This window comes from Solibacillus sp. FSL K6-1554 (assembly GCF_038005185.1).
Classification (GTDB): domain Bacteria; phylum Bacillota; class Bacilli; order Bacillales_A; family Planococcaceae; genus Solibacillus; species Solibacillus silvestris.
The window spans coordinates 3670734-3687500 of the sequence record NZ_JBBOSS010000001.1; the positions used below are offsets into that span (position 1 = coordinate 3670734).

Genomic DNA, 16767 nt, shown 5'->3' on the forward strand with positions numbered 1-16767 from the left:
ACTCCAAACAACAATATCCAGTCAAAGTACTATCCTTAAAATAATACAATTCGTTGGTAAAATTTTTTTACTTATCGGTGAGCAATGCCCTCACTGGAGCGGCTCATGCGAATTTACTTTTTTACGTTAAATAATTGCTGTAATGTTCTCGTGTATAGCGCATGTTCTAATTTATGTATACGCTCTTCTGTTGCTTCACGGTCTCCATCGATAACGTCAACTGCCCCTTGCGAGATAATCTTTCCCGTATCCATTCCCGCATCTACATAATGCACTGTCACACCGGTAACTTTTACGCCATGAGCCATTGCCTGACCAATAGCATCTTTTCCGGGAAATGACGGCAGCAACGACGGATGAATATTGATAATCCGATGCTCATAAGCCGATAAAAGCGTTTCCCCAACAAGGCGCATATAACCTGCCAATATGATCCATTCAATCTCTCGTTCTTTTAACAGTTTAACTAGTTTCGCTTCGTAGGCGGCCTTATCGGCAAAAGTTTTCGGTGCAAGCTCCACAACAGGAATACCATAATTTTGTGCACGTGTCACAACATAGGCACCCGGCTTATCCGTAATGACAAGCTCAATTGTTGCGTTAAGCTCACCGCGGCTAATCGCTTCTTGAATTGCCTGAAAGTTACTACCGCTTCCGGAAGCGAATACGGCAATTTTCGTACTCATTACACTAAGCTCCCGTCATGTTCGCCATTAAAGATGACACCTTCACCGTTGACAACGCGACCAATTGTATAAGCTTTTTCACCTTCAGCTTCTACTGCAGCAATCACTTTATCAGCTTCACTCGCTGGAACCGCAATAACAAAACCGATTCCCATGTTGAATACGTTATATAAATCCTTGTCCGCTAATGCACCTTTTTCTTTTAAAAACTCAAAGATGCGCAGCACTGGCCAAGATCCTAAATCAATTTCAGTTGCCAAACCTTGTGGCATCATACGTGGCAAGTTTTCATAGAAGCCGCCACCTGTTACGTGTGCACAACCATGTACGTCTGCTGCTTTAAGGGCTGCTAAAACAGGCTTTGCATAAAGTTTTGTAGGAACTAGAAGCGCTTCTCCGATTGGACCAAGGTCTTCATAGCCTTCTACTACTGCATTAACTGCAATTTCATTGTCTGCGAATACAATTTTTCGAACTAATGAATAGCCATTTGAATGGACTCCGCTTGAAGCAAGGCCGATTAGAACATCGCCTTCCACTATTTTCTCGCCTGTAATAATATCCGCTTTTTCACAAGCACCTACAGCAAAGCCAGCTAAGTCGTACTCGTCTTCTTCGTAAAGACCCGGCATTTCTGCTGTTTCTCCACCGATTAATGCTGCTCCTGACTGCACACAGCCGTCTGCAACACCTTTAACGATTTGTTCTATTTTTGCCGGCTCAGCCTTTCCTACTGCTACATAGTCAAGGAAGTAAAGCGGTTCAGCACCTTGTGCAACGATATCATTTACACACATCGCAACACAGTCCACGCCGATTGTATCGTGTTTATCAACCATAAATGCAAGCTTTAGTTTCGTCCCAACACCGTCCGTACCTGAAATAAGAACTGGTTCCTTTAAGTTCAGTGCAGACAAATCAAACATGCCTCCAAAGCCGCCAAACGTTCCCATCACACCTAAACGGTTCGTACGCTCGACATGTGATTTCATCCGTTTTACTGCTTCATAACCTGCCTCAATATTTACGCCTGCCTGTTCATATGCTTTTGACATAATGTACTTGCTCCTCCTTAATTTCTAACAGTCTTTTTCATGTGGTAAAACTGTGTCCGGGAATATTTCTGTCGGGTATTTTCCTGTAAAGCATGCGACGCAAAGTCCGCCATTTTCATCTTCAAACGGGCGGTTCGTTGCACGGACCATACCTTCCAAAGATAAAAATGTTAATGTGTCCGCTTCAATTGCAACTCGTATATCTTCCACACTGTGGCTTGATGCTATCAGCTCTTCATGTGTCGATGTATCGATTCCGTAATAACAAGGATCCGTCATTGGAGGGGAAGAAATCACAACATGTACTTCTGCCGCCCCTGCTTCTTTCAGCATGCGTACAATGCGTCTCGATGTTGTACCGCGTACAATTGAATCATCTACCATTACGACACGTTTTCCTTTAACAACTTGAACTACCGGTGATAGTTTCATTTTAACACCACGTTCGCGAAGTTCCTGTGTCGGCTGGATAAAAGTACGACCAACATAGCGGTTTTTAATTAAGCCAAGCTCGTATGGAATTCCGCTCGCTTCAGAAAATCCTATTGCTGCAGAAATGGACGAATCTGGAACTCCTGTAACGACATCCGCTTCAATATGGGCACATTCTTTTGCGAGTTCTTTCCCCATGCGTTTACGTGCCATATGGATATTTACTTCATCAATATTTGAATCAGGACGTGCAAGATACACATATTCCATCGCACACATTGTTCGCTTGTCCTTTTCAACATAGCTGTCGACTTCAAGACCATTATTTGAAATGATCAATAACTCGCCCGGTTCCACTTCACGTACGTATTCCGCCCCGATTAAATCAAATGCACAAGTTTCAGAAGCAACAACATACGAATCACCCAATTTTCCAAGTGAAAGGGGACGTAAGCCGTTTCGGTCGCGCGCTACAATCATTTGATCATTCGTCAATAGAATAATAGAGAATGCGCCTTTTAATAGCGACAATGCTTCTTTCACTTTTGAACGAAATGGAGAGTGTTTTGATTTTTTAATTAAATGTACAACAACCTCTGTATCGGAAGTCGAGTTGAAAATGCTGCCAGAGCGCTCTAAAAACTGTTTTAAATGTGTGGCATTCACTAAGTTCCCATTATGGGCAATTGCCAGTGAGCCAGTTGAAGAACGGAATAACAATGGCTGGACATTTTCCAGTCCTTTGCCGCCTGCTGTTGCGTATCGTACATGCGCAATTGCCGCGTGTCCTACTACTTTACGTAATTTATTTTCATTGAACACGTCATTTACAAGACCTTCACCACGTACAGCCTGAAGCTGATTACCGTCAGTTGTGACGATACCAGCTCCTTCCTGTCCACGATGCTGTAATGCGTGTAAACCGTAATAACTTAAGTGCGCCGCATCCTGGTTACCCCAAATGCCAAATACACCACATTCCTCATTTAAGCCTCTGATTTCAGCAAGCATGGAATTGCTCCTTTCCAGGCAGAACGGAATTCCTCCACAGTACCTTCAACAAGTACACCAGCTTCACCGCTAATTTTTATGTTCGCGTCGTCTGTTACTGTACCAATTTTTTGTGCATCTTTTACGATTGTTTCAAAGCCTTCTGCATGTTCAGCTTTCACAGTTAATACAAAGCGTGATTGTGATTCAGCGAATAAAGCCGTTATTGCAGAACCAGTTAATGCTACGTCTAAGCCTAAACCTTTTGCTGCGAAAGTTTTCTCTGCTAATGCAACCGCAACCCCACCTTCAGAAACATCATGCGCTGATTGAACAAGTCCTGCTTGAATCGCTTCTAAAATAGATTGTTGACGTGCCGCTTCTACTGTCAAGTCGATTGAAGGTGCTTTGCCAGAAATGCCGCCTTCCACTAACTTTTGTAATTCAGATCCACCGAATTCTGTTTTCGTGTCGCCGACTATATATACAACGTCTCCAGCAGCTTTTACTTCCTGAGTTGTAACATGTGCTAAATCTTTTACTAATCCAACCATACCGATCGTTGGTGTTGGATAAACTGCTTCACCTGAACGCTCATTGTACATTGACACGTTACCGCCAATTACCGGTGCATCTAATGCTAAACAAGCTTCCGCAATACCGTCAGCCGATTTTTGAATTTGCCAGAAGATTTCAGGTTTTTCCGGATTACCGAAGTTTAGGCAGTCTGTAATCGCAAGTGGTTGTCCGCCTGAACATACGATGTTACGCGCTGCTTCAGCAACAGCAATTTTCCCGCCCGTTGTAGGGTCAAGGTAGATATAGCGAGCATTACAGTCTGTCGTCATCGCCAACCCTTTATTTGTACCGCGTACACGTAATACTGCAGCATCCGAACCTGGTGCTACAACCGTATTTGTACGTACTTGATAGTCATATTGATCGTAAACCCACTCTTTTGAAGCGATTGTCGGCGCTTTTAAAAGTGCTGTTAACGTTTCTTTATAATCTGTTACGTTTGGTTCTGTATTTTCCATTGCCTGATATTCTGCAAAGTAAGCTGGTTCAGCATCCGGCATATTGTAAACCGGTGCGTCTTCAGCAAGCGCGTCTGCAGGCACTTCTGCTACCACTTCACCTTTGTGCAGTAAACGAAGCATTTTGTCTTCTGTAACTCTTCCTACTGCTACTGCATCAAGATCATATTTATCGAAAATCGCTTTAATTTCATCTTCACGACCTGCTTTTACAACGATCAGCATGCGCTCTTGAGACTCTGATAACATCATTTCATACGCTGACATATTTGTTTCACGTTGAGGAACTAAGTCCAAGTTCATTTCTACACCAGTACCGGCTTTAGAGGCCATTTCTGCTGAAGACGAAGTAAGACCTGCTGCACCCATATCTTGAATACCAACTAATGCATCTGATTTTACAACTTCCAGACAAGCTTCAAGAAGTAATTTTTCCATGAACGGATCCCCAACTTGTACTGCCGAACGACTTTCTTCAGTATCTTCTGTCAATTCTTCAGAAGAGAATGTTGCACCGTGAATACCGTCACGACCTGTTTTCGCACCAACGTACATTACAGTATTTCCTACTCCTGCAGCAATACCTTTTTGGATATCCTTATGATCGATTAATCCGACACACATTGCATTTACAAGCGGATTTCCTTCGTAGCACGGATCAAAACCAATTTCACCGCCTACTGTCGGAATACCGATACAGTTTCCGTAACCTGCAATACCAGCAACAACTTCTTCAAATAAATATTTACCGCGTGCTGATTTCAACTCACCAAAACGTAAGGAGTTCAGCATCGCAATTGGACGTGCACCCATTGAGAAAACGTCACGGATAATTCCGCCTACCCCTGTTGCAGCTCCTTGGTATGGTTCAATCGCAGATGGATGGTTATGTGATTCCATTTTGAAAACAACCGCTTGCTCATCACCGATGTCAACAATACCGGCACCTTCACCAGGACCTTGCAGTACTTGAGGACCTTTTGTCGGGAACTTGCGAAGTACCGGCTTCGATTTTTTATAAGAACAGTGCTCAGACCACATTACCGAGAAAAGACCTGTTTCTGTCCAGTTTGGAATACGACCTAACTTTTCAATTGCTAAGTCAAATTCCGCATCTGACATCCCCATGTCTGCATAGAGACGTTTTTCTTTAATTTGCTCTGGTGTTGGTTCGAAATTAGTTGTTAACATGCTGTTCCCTCCACTGCTTCACAATTGATTTAAATAGTTTAAGACCATCTGCGCCACCAACGATTTCATTTGCAGCACGCTCTGGATGTGGCATCATGCCGAGTACATTGCCTTCTTTATTGATAATTCCTGCGATATCCGCTAAAGAACCGTTCGGATTTTCACCCTCATATGTAAAGACAATCTGGTTATTGGCTTGTAAAGAGGCTAATGTTTCGTCATCACAGTAGTAGTTTCCTTCACCGTGCGCGATCGGAATATTGATTACTTCTCCCTCTTCATATCCGTTTGTAAATAAAGTGTTGTTGTTCTCAACTTTTAGCTGTACTGTACGACACATGAATTTAAGATTTTTATTGCGGATTAGAGCACCAGGTAACAGCCCTGCTTCCGTTAAAATCTGGAATCCGTTACAAACACCTAGCACTGGTTTGCCTTGTGCAGCAAATTCTTTTAGAGCCGACATAATGTTTGATTGGTTTGCCATTGCGCCACAACGTAAATAATCTCCATATGAGAAACCGCCAGGCACTAATGCCCCGTCAAATCCGTCTAGACTTGTAGCTGTATGCCAAACATATTCTACTTTTTCACCTAGCTCGTCCTTAATCGCATGAAACATGTCGATATCACAGTTAGACCCCGGGAAAACGAGTACTGCAAATTTCATCGTATTATGCCTCCTCAACTTCATAACGGTACTTTTCGATTACCGTATTTGTTAATACTTTTTCGCACATTTCTTTTACGATTGTATCTATATCGCGGTCAGTGTCTTGAATTGTAACTTCTAAATATTTACCGATACGTACGTCAGATACTTCGCCATAACCGATTTTTTGCAATGAGCCTTGAACTGCAAAACCTTGTGGATCCAGGATGCTTTCTTTTAATGTTACATATATTTTAACTTTCTTCATGAGTTAGTTGCCTCCAAGTTTTTGTAATATAATTTCATATACTTCCGTTAGATTGCCTAAATCACGGCGGAATACGTCTTTATCAAGCTTTTGTTTTGTAGTAGAGTCCCACAAACGACAAGTATCAGGAGAAATTTCATCGGCAAGTAAAATATTGCCGTCTTTATCACGACCAAATTCCAGTTTGAAGTCGACTAATGTTACACCAACCGCAGTAAAAATCGGACGCAGCACTTCATTCACATGCAGTGCCGCATTATACAGCTGTTCTACTTCGATCGGTGTTGCGATATTCAGCACGTCAATATGCTCCGTTGTAATGATTGGATCACCTAATGCATCATCTTTATAGTAAAATTCGACGATTGGACGCTTAAGCGGTGTGCCCTCATCCAAGCCTAGACGTTTTGCCAGGCTGCCTGCAGCAATATTGCGTGTAACAACTTCGATTGGAATAATTTCGACTTTACGTACAAGCTGTTCGTTCGCTGAAAGCCTTTTTACGAAATGTGACTCAATTCCGTTTGCTTGTAACTTTTCGAAAAGTAACGTCGTAATTTGGTTGTTTAAATTTCCCTTTCCAGCAATCTCGGCTTTTTTCTCACCATTAAATGCTGTCGCACTATCTTTGTATTCAACAAAAAGTATTTCAGTATCTTCTGTTGTATATAATCGTTTTGCTTTCCCTTCATATAAAAGCTGGCCTTTATTCATGACGTATTCCTCCTGATTAATTGATTAGTTAGTTAAGACCTAAACGTTCGAAAATCAAATCAACATTCTGAATATGGTAGTTATAGTCAAAGCAGTCTGCAATTTCTTCCGGTGATAGATGCGTTGTGATTTCTTCACTCGCTTCTACAAGCGGACGGAATTGTGTTTGCTCATCCCAAGCTCGCGCTGTTAATGGCTGAACCGTATCGTACGCTTCCTCACGTGATAATCCTTTGTCGATTAACGCAAGTAAAATACGCTGAGAATAGATCAGACCAAATGTACGCTCCATATTGCGTTTCATATTGTCAGGGAATACAGTTAAGTTTTTCAAAATATTACCGAAACGATTTAACATATAATTTAATGTAATTGTGGCATCCGGTATAATGACACGTTCAGCTGAAGAATGTGAAATATCTCGTTCATGCCATAAAGCTACATTCTCATAAGCTGTCAGCATGTAGCCGCGCATCAATCGTGCCATACCTGTCATATTTTCAGAGCCGATTGGGTTTCGCTTATGCGGCATAGCAGAAGAACCTTTTTGCCCTTTCGCAAAACCTTCTTCCACTTCACGTGTTTCAGATTTTTGCAGTCCGCGGATTTCTGTCGCAAATTTTTCAATTGATGTAGCGATTAATGCCAATGTAGAAAAGTATTGTGCATGACGGTCACGCTGTAATGTTTGTGTAGAAATTGGTGCAGCTGCTAATCCAAGATGTTCACATACATAGCTTTCCACACGTGGATTAATATTGGCATATGTTCCTACAGCACCGCTCATTTTACCTGTTTCAATTACTTTTGCGGCTTCTTCAAAACGTACTAAGTTACGGCGCATTTCTTCAAGCCATAATGCCAGCTTTAAACCAAATGTTGTCGGTTCAGCATGCACACCGTGTGTACGCCCCATCATTACTGTAAATTTATGCTCTTTTGCTTTTTCTGTCAGAATGGCGATGAATTGGTGTAAATCTTTGCGTAAAATTTCATTCGCCTGTTTGATTAAGTATGATAGTGCTGTATCTACAACGTCCGTTGAAGTTAAACCGTAGTGCACCCATTTTTTTTCTTCGCCAAGTGCTGGTGTTTCCGAAACAGCTCGTGTAAATGCTACTACATCATGACGTGTTTCCTGTTCAATTTCATAGATGCGGTCGATATCAAATGATGCGTTAGCACGTAATTTTGCTACATCTTCTTTAGGAATTTCACCGATTTCAGCCCATGCTTCACAAGCTAAAATCTCTACTTCAAGCCATGCTTTAAATTTGTTCTCTTCAGTCCAAATAGCACCCATTTCTGGACGTGTATAGCGTTCTATCATAAATCTTCTCCTTTTACTCCGGCCAAATACCAGAGTCTGTTATTTGTTGTAATGCTGTATTTATATCATCTGTCATGATTGTAACATGACCCATTTTCCGGTTTACCTTTGCTTCTGATTTCCCGTACAAATGTACTGACCAGTCAGGAAATTTTGAAATTGAATTTGTTAGTGGAACGACATGCTGACCAAGTACATTCACCATAATTGATGGTGCCCACAGTTTTGGTTTACGTAGCGGCCATCCGCATACTGCACGAATATGCTGTGTAAACTGGGAAATATTGCATGCCTCAATGGAATAATGGCCTGAGTTATGCGGACGTGGCGCACATTCATTTATTACGATGCTGCCATCTTCAAGGACGAACATTTCCACTGCCAATGTTCCGATCAGTTTCAGTGAATCAGCAATTTTAAGTGCAGCTTCTTCAGCTAATTGTGCTGTCGACAGTTCGATACGGGCCGGGACAATCGTTTCATGTAAAATGTGGTTTATATGAATGTTTTCTCCGACAGGTAAGCAGTATGTTTCACCATCACCATTGCGCTGAACGATGACCGAAATCTCTTTCGTAAATGGAACAAAACCCTCTGCAATACATTGTGAATGTGTAAATAAATCTTTTGCCAGTTGTAAGTCCTCAGCTGATTTCAATAACTGCTGGCCCTTCCCGTCATAACCGCCCCGTGCTGTTTTAACGATACATGGGAAGCCGATTTCTCCAATTTTTTCTAGCAGCTCTTCATATGTAGATGTGACAATATACGGTGCAACCGGACAGCCTGCCTCAACAATCATTTGCTTTTCTGTGACACGATTTTGTGTAATGCGCACAAGCTCTGCGCCTTGAGGAACATAGGCCATTTGTGTTAAACGTTTCAAACCATCGTAATCGATATTCTCAAACTCATATGTTATGACATCACTAACTTCCGCCAGCTCTTCCAATGCTGCTTCATCATCGTAAGCTGCGACAATTCGTATGTCTGCCACTTGCCCACAAGGCGAATCCATTGTTGGCTCCAGTACTGCGATTTTATAGCCAGCTTCTTTTGCGGCAACTGCCATCATACGACCAAGCTGACCACCGCCTATGATGCCGATTGTTTGTCCTGGGTAAATCATTTTCGTCACGTTAAGTCACCTGTGCTTTCCAAAACTTGCGCTTTTGTCGCTTCACGTCGTGCCTCAAGCTTTGCAGCAAGTTCCTGATCAAACGCTCCTAAAATTTGCGCTGCAAGCAGGCCTGCATTTGTTGCTCCTGCCTTGCCAATTGCTACAGTCGCGACAGGTACACCACCTGGCATTTGGACAATCGATAATAGTGAATCGAGTCCGTTTAGCGCACGTGACTGTACAGGTACCCCAATTACAGGTAACGTCGTTTTTGCTGCTACCATACCTGGTAAATGAGCTGCTCCACCAGCCCCTGCAATAATTACTTGAATACCGCGTCCACGTGCAGCTTCCGCATATTCAAACATTAAATCTGGTGTGCGATGTGCTGAAACGACTTGCTTTTCATAAGGCACTTGCAGCTCGTCCAAAATGTCACAAGCATGCTTCATCGTTTCCCAATCACTTGAACTTCCCATAATAACGCCAATTTTCGGATTCATGAGTTTCGCTCCTTTAAACATCTTCGCCATTTGTGTAATAAATGTAAAAAAATCCTCAAATAAATTGCTCTCTACGCTCTACGCATGAGAAAGCAATCTACTTGAGGACTGAGCATTAAAAGTATATGTAGATAATTGCATTGAGATCCACATCCTTTATTTCATCATACCTGAAGTTGCTTTCCCACATAGTCCGGTATTTACGGTGCCGGGTAGAGACACTAGAGCCATATTCTCTAGCATATATGAGGGATTAAATGTTTTTCCTGTACACATTTTAACAAGGGTTACGCATAAAATCAATGCAAAAATGCGAACAATATTTTTAAAGCAAAAGATATTGTTCGGTTTTTAATCGAGTAGTACGTTATTCTACTATTAATACACCTTTAAATTGTATTTTTTGACGCAAATAGATAGGCTCGCCATTTACTTCTTCGAACACCGGCTCTTCTCTGCGTCCAAATGGCATATAGCCATCTTTCTTCATTCTTTCAAGGCATTGCTCGATTGTTTCATTTTCTTCTACTTCATACCATACTTGCTTTTTAGCCAAAAAGGTCATCCTTCCACATGTAAAATATCGCTCTAACTATACCACGATACTTTTAGTACTTTCTAATAGAATGGTTTTATTTTGTGAACGATTTGTCACAAGTATAATTAAAAAGGAGCAATCACAAATTTCCTGTAATTGCTCCGAATTGTTTATTTTATAATCTCCATTTTCTCTGTTAACTGCAGTATTTCCTCGAATGTTAAGTCCGGATTTTCTAAAATCACATTATATCGTAAACCTTCTTCATCCCATTGGATTGTTTTGAAAGTACCCAACTCGATTTTAGTACCCTTTTGTCCGCGTACTTCAATCAGTTCTTCTTCCTCTCCAATTGACTGCATTGGCTTAAAGATTGAAAGCGAGAATTGCTTATCACCGTTTTTGGAATATGTTAAGGCAATCTCTCCCGTATCAGTAACCCCCATGTCTTCAATTCCTTCCAATGTGTAACCAAGGGATTCAGGGAATATAAAAAATGGTCCAATCTTCTCGACAGCCTGCTCTACTGTCAATTGTTCCAATGGCTTGAAAGATTCGACCTTAACAACGGCATCCTCGGGTATGTCTACACTAAATTTAGCATCGTCAATTTTACTGTTTGGCTCAAATTTCGTAAATTCAGAAGTTATTTTCATATCGCCACTTGCCGAAATCGTTTTTAATGTCATCCATGTTTTTTTATCTACCCAAATTTCCATATCCCCAATAAGCGTATTTTGCTTTTTGGCCTTTGCAATTAAATGGTACGTTTCATGCCCAGCAATCTTTTCTTCTTCACCAATTGTAATATCATGGGAATTTTTTATTTGTTCCAACGTATGCAATGCCTGCTCTTTTAACGTTGGACGAACTAAACTTTCTACTTCTGGCCCTAGCTCAAAAATCATTGCTTCATTCGTTGTTTTCGAATAGGAAGTTAATGTTTTGCCATCATTAACCGTAATCGATTCTTCTCCTGTGGAATCAACCATTTCTACACGTGTCTTACCTTTTTTCTCCCATTGCTTCGAAAGAATCTCGGTCCCGTCGTCCATTGTTGTCTTATATTCTCCATAATAAGAATCAAGCTCAGATGTTTCCTGCATCGCCTGATTCAATATTTCTTGGGGTGAGTAATTTTCCTCATTGCTGCATGCCGCTAAAGACAGCGTTAAAATTAATGTTGCTGAATATATCATTTTTTTCATTTTATCCATTCCCCTCTTCTTCAATTGGTGGTAGCCAGATGACAATTGCTAATTGTTCTTGCTGTGTTTTAGCTTTAATTGTCCCATTATGCTTAGCGATAATTTGCTTTGCAATACTCAATCCGAGACCAGCCCCTCGCTCACCTATATGGCTTCGAGATACATCAAACTGATACAGCGGCTCAAACATTTGCTCACACTGCTGTTCCGATATGGTCACCCCGCTATTTTGGACGACGATATATACGCCCTTTTCCGTAAAGTTATCTGCAACCCTTTTTGTACTCCATGCAGGAATATTCATCGTTTCAAATGCGGATATATAAATCGCTCCTCCCGGATTTGTGTACGTCCAGGCATTCGCGACAACATTATCCACAACGCGCATCAATTGCTTCGGATTTACAAGATAACTCCCTTCCACATTGGCTGTCGTCTTTGCTTCAAACCCCTTTTCTTTGCTGATTTGTTCATAGTCGCCCAAGAGCATATCGAAAAACTCTTCGCCTTCAACTTTTACAAGTTCCAGTTCATATGTCGGTGACTGCAATAATGTTAGCATCATTAAATCATCAAGCAACTGCTTCATATAATCTGATTTGGACTGAATGATCTGCAAATACTCCTGATGATCCTTTTCAGTATGGTTCCCATGCCGTAAACTTTCTGCATATGCTTGAATTGATGTTAGAGGCGTTTTCAAGTCATGTGACAGACTGGCAATCATAAATTCCTTTTGCTGCTGCTCTAATGCAAGCTTTTTTCGAGTCGCTGTAATTTCCTGCTGCATTAATTGAAAGCTCTCGGTTAGATCTCCGATTTCATCCTTTTTTACTGGTAGCGGACTAGTTGCTTCATCCTTGGCGAAAGCGCGCATTTGTTCCATTAGTCTTTTTACCGGCTTATTGAGGCGCCTATTCAGCATATAGACAACCGTCCCATATAACAACAGCATTACTACAATTAAACTCGTTACGACAATAAGTGATTTTGTGTTTACTTGTTCCAGCCATTCTGAACGAACGAGCGTAATCTTGTATACACCCTTAATTTTCCCATCTTCATAAACAGGTTCTTTATAAACGAATGTTTCATAGTTTTGTTTAAATTCAAACAGACTTTTATAAACAGCACTTTTTGATTCAAAACCGTTTAAAGAGTTGATTAAATTCGAGGAATAATAAATCTTGCCATTCGGACTGTACAGCGTAATCATCAACTGATCGGATGTCAGTTTCTCGATTTCCTTATAATTAGCATTAATCGTGTAAAGCGACGGATTATCCAAATAATCTTTTATATCTGATACAACTGTCCACTTCTCAAAATACTCATCAAGACTTTTATCCTGGTAGTAATCGTTAATGGATACATATAGCCCATACAGTGCAAGTAACGGTAATATCATGACAAGCAAATACGTAAGGAGAAGCCATGATTTAATTTTCATACTTGTTCACCTATAAAGCGGTAGCCCTTTCCCCATACAGTTTGTATATAGTTAGGTGATTTTACAGGATCCTGCAGCTTCTCACGCAATGCTTTAATATGCACCGTTACCGTATGTGTTTGATCCAGCTCAACTTGGTGCCAAACATGTGTATACAACGCTTCCTTTGTAAATAGCTCGAAAGGATTTTGTGCCAATACTTTCAGTAACGCAAACTCTTTTTGCGTCAAGCTAACTTCAACCTCTTCGATATAAACACATTCTTTAACCCAATCAATTTTTAATCCACGTACATATGAAACCATATCTTCTGCTGTGAAAACTCTATTATATCTCTGCCATCGTCGTATTTGAGAACGAACTCGCGCTTTTAACTCTTCTAAAGAAAACGGCTTTGCCAAATAATCATCGGCATCTTGTAACCCTGTGACTTTATCCGATTCATTACTTTTTGCACTGATCATAATAATTGGAACATCACTTTGCAGTCGAATATGTTCAATCATTGATAGCCCATCCATTTCAGGCATCATCCAATCAACAAGTATTAAATCATAGCTACCGGCAGAAAAATCTTCTAATCCTTCAATCCCAGTCGTTGCCCATGTCACTGCATAGCCTTCCTTTATTAAGGTGTCTTTAATAATGCGCGCAATTTCACGGTCATCTTCCACTAAAAGAATTTGTTGTTCCATCATGTACGCCTCCTACCATCACTATAACAAGTAATTTTATCGATAATTGTGACTTTATAAATCCTTTATATTTTATCTTACTTTGTTATGTCTGTTTAAAGATAGCCAAAGTTACCTTTCACAGTAAAGATGGTCGTTTTAAAATGAAAATTTTATGTTACTATCAATTGTGTAAATAAATAAAAGAGGTGTCACAATAATGGAATTCTTTATCGAAAATATGAACAGTAAGATGGCCACTACCATTCTCGGATGGAAATATGAACAGCCTTACGATTTTTATAATAATGAACAAAGTGATGAGGCTTTTGAAGAATTAATGGATGGATCGTACTATGCCATTGCTGATAAAAATAAAGAGGTAATTGGATTTTTCTGTATTGGAGAGAGTGCTCAAGTACCTAGAGGAAACCATTTCGGTGTTTATAAAGCAGATTTAATAGATATGGGAGTCGGAATGCACCCAAATCTTGTTGGAAAAGGCAATGGGTTCGAGTTTTGTACAGGCATTATGAAATTTATTGAGGAGAAGTATCCAAGTAAATCACTAAGATTAACCGTAGCGATGTTTAATCAGAGAGCCATTCATTTATATAAAAAGCTTGGTTTTGTTAAAGAAGATGAATTTAGTAATGACGTTACAGAATTTATGACAATGGTGAGAATATAAAAAATGAAACTATTTATAACAACAAAAAAACCACTGATTCCTCAGTGGTTTTGCGTGTGCGAAGCGACGTCCTACTCTCACAGGGGGAAGCCCCCAACTACCATCGGCGCTAAAGAGCTTAACTTCCGTGTTCGGTATGGGAACGGGTGTGACCTCTTTGCCATCATCACTTCACTATTTTCGGCTTCCAATTCACGGCGCTATCCTTCGTCAACTTCCCTCGTTCTTTCAGTCACGTACTTAAGTACGCTCCTTCAATCACTCAGTCGTTTCCTCGACTAGCTTGTGTCTTGAAACCCTTAGAAAGATCATTCTTTCAAAACTGGATAAACGTTTCATTGAATTGAGCAATAAAATGTGGTTAAGTCCTCGACCGATTAGTATTCGTCAGCTGCATGCGTCACCGCACTTCCACCTCGAACCTATCTACCTGATCGTCTTTCAGGGGTCTTACTTACTTGCGTAATGGGAAATCTCATCTTGAGGGGGGCTTCATGCTTAGATGCTTTCAGCACTTATCCCGTCCATACATAGCTACCCAGCGATGCCTTTGGCAAGACAACTGGTACACCAGCGGTATGTCCATCCCGGTCCTCTCGTACTAAGGACAGCTCCTCTCAAATTTCCTACGCCCACGACGGATAGGGACCGAACTGTCTCACGACGTTCTGAACCCAGCTCGCGTACCGCTTTAATGGGCGAACAGCCCAACCCTTGGGACCGACTACAGCCCCAGGATGCGATGAGCCGACATCGAGGTGCCAAACCTCCCCGTCGATGTGGACTCTTGGGGGAGATAAGCCTGTTATCCCCGGGGTAGCTTTTATCCGTTGAGCGATGGCCCTTCCATGCGGAACCACCGGATCACTAAGCCCGTCTTTCGACCCTGCTCGACTTGTAGGTCTCGCAGTCAAGCTCCCTTATGCCTTTACACTCTACGAATGATTTCCAACCATTCTGAGGGAACCTTTGGGCGCCTCCGTTACTCTTTAGGAGGCGACCGCCCCAGTCAAACTGTCCGCCTGACACTGTCTCCTACCCCGCTAAGGGGCATGGGTTAGAAGTTCAATACAACCAGGGTAGTATCCCACCGACGCCTCCTTCGAAGCTGGCGCTCCGAGATCTCTGGCTCCTACCTATCCTGTACAAGTTGTACCAAAATTCAATATCAGGCTACAGTAAAGCTCCACGGGGTCTTTCCGTCCTGTCGCGGGTAACCTGCATCTTCACAGGTACTATAATTTCACCGAGTCTCTCGTTGAGACAGTGCCCAGATCGTTACGCCTTTCGTGCGGGTCGGAACTTACCCGACAAGGAATTTCGCTACCTTAGGACCGTTATAGTTACGGCCGCCGTTTACTGGGGCTTCAATTCACAGCTTCGCTTGCGCTAACCGCTCCTCTTAACCTTCCAGCACCGGGCAGGCGTCAGCCCCTATACGTCACCTTACGGTTTTGCAGAGACCTGTGTTTTTGCTAAACAGTCGCCTGGGCCTATTCACTGCGGCTTCTCTAGGCTATGCACCCAAAGAAGCACCCCTTCTCCCGAAGTTACGGGGTCATTTTGCCGAGTTCCTTAACGAGAGTTCTCTCGCACACCTTAGGATTCTCTCCTCGACTACCTGTGTCGGTTTGCGGTACGGGCACCTCTCACCTCGATAGAGGCTTTTCTTGGCAGTGTGAAATCAGGAACTTCGCTCATACGAGCTCGTCATCACAGCTCAACGTTATAGTATGCGGATTTGCCTACATACACGCCTTACTGCTTGAACACGCGCAACCAACGGCGTGCTTACCCTATCCTACTGCGTCCCCCCATTTCTCAAACGGTGAGGAGGTGGTACAGGAATATCAACCTGTTGTCCATCGCCTACGCCTATCGGCCTCGGCTTAGGTCCCGACTAACCCTGAGCGGACGAGCCTTCCTCAGGAAACCTTAGTCATACGGTGCATGGGATTCTCACCCATGTTTCGCTACTCATACCGGCATTCTCACTTCTAACCGCTCCACCAGTCCTTCCGGTCTGACTTCAACGCTGTTAGAACGCTCTCCTACCACGCATACTCAAAGTATGCATCCACAGCTTCGGTGAATCGTTTAGCCCCGATACATTTTCGGCGCAGCGTCACTCGACCAGTGAGCTATTACGCACTCTTTAAATGATGGCTGCTTCTAAGCCAACATCCTGGTTGTCTAAGCAACGCCACATCCTTTTCCACTTAACGATT

The 16767-nt window shown here is 42.0% G+C and carries 15 protein-coding genes, 2 rRNA genes and 1 riboswitch (1 of these 18 cut by a window edge); of the genes, 1 reads left to right on the forward strand and 16 read right to left on the reverse strand.

The window, feature by feature from the left end; all coding sequences use genetic code 11:
- Positions 1–113: 113 nt before the first annotated feature.
- The 14 genes from purN to MHB58_RS18345 all read right to left on the reverse strand — a co-directional run bounded on the left by purN (position 114) and on the right by MHB58_RS18345 (position 13869).
- Positions 114–686: a phosphoribosylglycinamide formyltransferase gene (purN, locus tag MHB58_RS18280; protein WP_340735796.1), complete on the reverse strand. Its 573-nt coding sequence runs from the start codon at positions 684–686 to the stop codon at positions 114–116.
- Positions 686–1741 (reverse strand): phosphoribosylformylglycinamidine cyclo-ligase, encoded by a 1056-nt coding sequence (purM, locus tag MHB58_RS18285; RefSeq protein ID WP_065217653.1) that lies wholly within the window; start codon positions 1739–1741, stop codon positions 686–688. Before purM ends, purN begins: the two co-directional genes overlap by 1 nt.
- Positions 1742–1765: 24 nt before the next feature.
- A complete protein-coding gene (gene purF, locus MHB58_RS18290) occupies positions 1766–3184 on the reverse strand; it encodes an amidophosphoribosyltransferase (RefSeq protein WP_008408735.1) in 1419 nt (472 codons plus the stop codon).
- Positions 3160–5391 carry a phosphoribosylformylglycinamidine synthase subunit PurL gene (purL, locus tag MHB58_RS18295; protein WP_014822581.1) on the reverse strand — a complete coding sequence of 744 codons (2232 nt, stop codon included), beginning with the start codon at positions 5389–5391 and terminating at the stop codon, positions 3160–3162. The genes purF and purL overlap by 25 nt, the downstream gene beginning before the upstream one ends.
- On the reverse strand, positions 5378–6061 hold the full coding sequence (gene purQ / locus MHB58_RS18300) for a phosphoribosylformylglycinamidine synthase subunit PurQ (protein WP_008408737.1): 684 nt from the start codon (positions 6059–6061) through the stop codon (positions 5378–5380). Before purQ ends, purL begins: the two co-directional genes overlap by 14 nt.
- A 4-nt stretch (positions 6062–6065) precedes the next feature.
- Positions 6066–6311, reverse strand: coding sequence for a phosphoribosylformylglycinamidine synthase subunit PurS (gene purS / locus MHB58_RS18305; protein ID WP_014822580.1), 246 nt, complete (start codon positions 6309–6311; stop codon positions 6066–6068).
- Between the two features lie 3 nt (positions 6312–6314).
- Positions 6315–7025: a phosphoribosylaminoimidazolesuccinocarboxamide synthase gene (purC, locus tag MHB58_RS18310; protein ID WP_014822579.1), complete on the reverse strand. Its 711-nt coding sequence runs from the start codon at positions 7023–7025 to the stop codon at positions 6315–6317.
- A 28-nt stretch (positions 7026–7053) separates the two neighbouring features.
- Positions 7054–8355, reverse strand: a complete 1302-nt coding sequence (gene purB, locus MHB58_RS18315) for an adenylosuccinate lyase (RefSeq protein ID WP_008408740.1) — start codon at positions 8353–8355, stop codon at positions 7054–7056.
- A 13-nt stretch (positions 8356–8368) separates the two neighbouring features.
- Positions 8369–9493, reverse strand: a complete 1125-nt coding sequence (gene purK / locus MHB58_RS18320; protein ID WP_014822578.1) for a 5-(carboxyamino)imidazole ribonucleotide synthase — start codon at positions 9491–9493, stop codon at positions 8369–8371.
- Entirely contained in the window at positions 9490–9978 is a 489-nt protein-coding gene (gene purE, locus MHB58_RS18325) for a 5-(carboxyamino)imidazole ribonucleotide mutase (RefSeq protein WP_014822577.1), read from the reverse strand. The genes purK and purE overlap by 4 nt, the downstream gene beginning before the upstream one ends.
- A gap of 169 nt (positions 9979–10147) precedes the next feature.
- Positions 10148–10247: riboswitch (purine riboswitch) on the reverse strand.
- Positions 10248–10345: 98 nt separating this feature from the next.
- Entirely contained in the window at positions 10346–10534 is a 189-nt protein-coding gene (locus tag MHB58_RS18330; RefSeq protein ID WP_014822576.1) for an NETI motif-containing protein, read from the reverse strand.
- Between the two features lie 152 nt (positions 10535–10686).
- The gene (locus MHB58_RS18335) at positions 10687–11724 is read right to left on the reverse strand and encodes a LolA family protein (RefSeq protein WP_148271491.1); all 1038 of its coding nucleotides are present in this window, start codon (positions 11722–11724) and stop codon (positions 10687–10689) included.
- A 1-nt stretch (position 11725) separates the two neighbouring features.
- A complete protein-coding gene (locus tag MHB58_RS18340; protein WP_014822574.1) occupies positions 11726–13174 on the reverse strand; it encodes a sensor histidine kinase in 1449 nt (482 codons plus the stop codon).
- Positions 13171–13869 carry a response regulator transcription factor gene (locus tag MHB58_RS18345; RefSeq protein WP_340735797.1) on the reverse strand — a complete coding sequence of 233 codons (699 nt, stop codon included), beginning with the start codon at positions 13867–13869 and terminating at the stop codon, positions 13171–13173. Before MHB58_RS18345 ends, MHB58_RS18340 begins: the two co-directional genes overlap by 4 nt.
- 199 nt (positions 13870–14068) lie before the next feature.
- On the opposite strand from MHB58_RS18345, the gene MHB58_RS18350 reads away from it, so the two are divergent.
- Positions 14069–14539, forward strand: coding sequence for a GNAT family N-acetyltransferase (locus tag MHB58_RS18350; RefSeq protein WP_014822572.1), 471 nt, complete (start codon positions 14069–14071; stop codon positions 14537–14539).
- Positions 14540–14597: 58 nt separating this feature from the next.
- Here the strand turns inward: MHB58_RS18350 and rrf are convergent.
- Together rrf and MHB58_RS18360 are read right to left on the reverse strand one after the other, a co-directional pair.
- A 5S ribosomal RNA gene (gene rrf / locus MHB58_RS18355) occupies positions 14598–14713 on the reverse strand.
- Positions 14714–14896: 183 nt separating this feature from the next.
- Positions 14897–16767, reverse strand: a 23S ribosomal RNA gene (locus MHB58_RS18360); it runs 1058 nt beyond the window's last position.

Excerpts from the sequence above, each read along its gene's own strand:
- purN (WP_340735796.1), bottom strand. The coding sequence starts at position 686 with ATGAGTACGAAAATTGCCGTATTCGCTTCCGGAAGCGGTAGTAACTTT.
- purM (WP_065217653.1), bottom strand. The coding sequence starts at position 1,741 with ATGTCAAAAGCATATGAACAGGCAGGCGTAAATATTGAGGCAGGTTAT.
- purF (WP_008408735.1), bottom strand. The coding sequence starts at position 3,184 with ATGCTTGCTGAAATCAGAGGCTTAAATGAGGAATGTGGTGTATTTGGC.
- purL (WP_014822581.1), bottom strand. The coding sequence starts at position 5,391 with ATGTTAACAACTAATTTCGAACCAACACCAGAGCAAATTAAAGAAAAA.
- purQ (WP_008408737.1), bottom strand. The coding sequence starts at position 6,061 with ATGAAATTTGCAGTACTCGTTTTCCCGGGGTCTAACTGTGATATCGAC.
- purS (WP_014822580.1), bottom strand. The coding sequence starts at position 6,311 with ATGAAGAAAGTTAAAATATATGTAACATTAAAAGAAAGCATCCTGGAT.
- purC (WP_014822579.1), bottom strand. The coding sequence starts at position 7,025 with ATGAATAAAGGCCAGCTTTTATATGAAGGGAAAGCAAAACGATTATAT.
- purB (WP_008408740.1), bottom strand. The coding sequence starts at position 8,355 with ATGATAGAACGCTATACACGTCCAGAAATGGGTGCTATTTGGACTGAA.
- purE (WP_014822577.1), bottom strand. The coding sequence starts at position 9,978 with ATGAATCCGAAAATTGGCGTTATTATGGGAAGTTCAAGTGATTGGGAA.
- MHB58_RS18335 (WP_148271491.1), bottom strand. The coding sequence starts at position 11,724 with ATGAAAAAAATGATATATTCAGCAACATTAATTTTAACGCTGTCTTTA.
- MHB58_RS18340 (WP_014822574.1), bottom strand. The coding sequence starts at position 13,174 with ATGAAAATTAAATCATGGCTTCTCCTTACGTATTTGCTTGTCATGATA.
- MHB58_RS18345 (WP_340735797.1), bottom strand. The coding sequence starts at position 13,869 with ATGGAACAACAAATTCTTTTAGTGGAAGATGACCGTGAAATTGCGCGC.
- MHB58_RS18350 (WP_014822572.1), top strand. The coding sequence starts at position 14,069 with ATGGAATTCTTTATCGAAAATATGAACAGTAAGATGGCCACTACCATT.